The 2,062-nt window shown below is 40.7% G+C and carries 1 pseudogene; it reads right to left on the reverse strand.

From position 1 onward, the window contains the following. Window positions 1–642 precede the first annotated feature (642 nt). A pseudogene (locus P378_RS17380) lies at window positions 643–1,874 on the reverse strand (IS256 family transposase). Between the last annotated feature and the right edge of the window lie 188 nt (window positions 1,875–2,062).

Raw genomic sequence — 2,062 nt, forward strand, 5'->3', positions numbered from 1 at the left:
GTCCATGCGATGTCTCCTTATTTTTGAGATTATGGACAGGACTACCTGTTATACCTCAATTATAAGGAGATTTTAATCATTTTTACAGGATATTGCTGGAAAAACAATGATTTATTGGTTTTTTTCTAGAATTTTAGATATTGACATTTTGGAAATTTATTTATGCAACGCTAGTGAGAAGTTATATTTAAAAAAACTGTGGATATGGTGGTGGAGGCGGGCCGTGTGACCGTCAAGTAGAAATGTACAAATTTCGATAAATAATTTTTAACACCTAGGAGACTGTTGAAAAACTTCAAACAATAATAACCAAAATTAGATATCTTTAGCATAACAGGAAGGAAAATGGAGATATTTGTAGGAATAAATACCTATCATTAGATAGGGAGTGCTAATTTAATATGTTAAAGCAAAAAGGACGTCAATTATCTATAACCGAGGGAGTGTACAAAATTTTGTGTAATTGGATTATTCCGTCAGATATTGGGTAGGCTTATAGTGGCTCTTACCTGTCGGGAGGATAGGGCAATGCTGGGGAGCAACCCGAGCGCCCGCAGGGTTCTGCCGGAGATAGCTGAGGATATTATTCCCAGCTTTCTTCCTTTTATAACTATCTCCGGGAGAACTAAAGCGATAAACCCGTTACCTAACCCATTGTTTTAGGCAATCCCCTGGCTGAACTCTATCCCCAAAGTATATTGCAAGTTGGGAGATACAATTCCTCCATTCCCGGATTGGCATAGTCCACTTCTTTGAGATTGATTCTGTTGCCAAATAAATAATCTTTCTTAAAGCATCGTCAGTTGGGTAAGCAGTTTTTGTTTTGGTTACTTTCCTTAACTGCCGATGGTAACCTTCGATAATGTTGGTCGTGTAGATCATCTTCCTGATCTCATAAGGATATTCAAAATATGCCGTTAGTTCCAGCCAGTTGTTTTCCCAAGACTTGATTATGATAGGGTGTTTCTTGCCCCACTTCTCTTTAAATTCCTCAAAGGCAAATTCAGCCTCTTCAAGGGTCAAAGCCTGGTAAACCTTCTTAAGGTCAGTCATTACTGCCTTCTGCTCTTTGTAGGATACATATTTCATAGAGTTACGAATTTGGTGAATAACACATAATTGTATCCTTGTCCTGGGGAAAACAGCGTTAATGCTTCRCTGAARCCGGAAGAGACCGTCTTTRCAGGCWATTAARATGTCTTCAACMCCCCTRTTTTTGAGGTCATTRCAKACRCCRAGCCARAAACTGGCRCTTTCATGCTCGCCAATCCAGATGCCTAGTATTTCTTTTTGGCCGTTCATATTAATGGCCAGTACACTATAGGCTGCTTTATTGACAATGCGGTTATCCTTACGCACTTTGAAGTGAATAGCATCAAGGAAGACTACGGGGTAAACCCGATCCAACGGTCTGGATTGCCATTCTGCAATCATAGGTAGGATTTTATCAGTCACTTTGCTGACCATAGCTGCAGAGACTTCAATGCCATAAATATCCCGCATATGGTCCTCTATATCCCTGGTGGACATGCCCTTAGCATACATGGCAATAATTTGTTCTTCCAGTTCATTGGCCGTAGTTTCGTATTTCTTGATGATTTGTGGTTCAAACTCGCCGTTACGATCACGGGGAATCTTAATTTCTGTTCTGCCCATTTGGGTCTGAACAGTCTTTTTACTGTATCCGTTCCTACTGTTGCCAGAAAGATCCCCGGCAGGTCATGTTTTTCATAGCCCAGGTGGGCATCCATTTCCGCCTCGAGAATTTTTTGAATGGTGTCCTTAAAAAGATCCCTCAGCATGTTATGGACATCATCCATGCTTTTGCATTCCTTAGCTAATTCTGTAGCCAATCTGTTCTTTACGTTTTGCATAATTGATCCAACTCCTTTATTGTAGTTATAACCAATGTCGAGTAGAAGTGCGTCTCTCTAACTTTAGAAGCAGGTTTGTTTTCACCGTTTCTCCCCGTTTCCTCTGGGAGTGCCACAATATTTGCTCCATGGCTAAATTGAACACACAACCCTCACAGAACCGTGCTTGCGCTATTCACGCACACGGC

It is taken from the genome of Desulforamulus profundi (assembly GCF_002607855.1).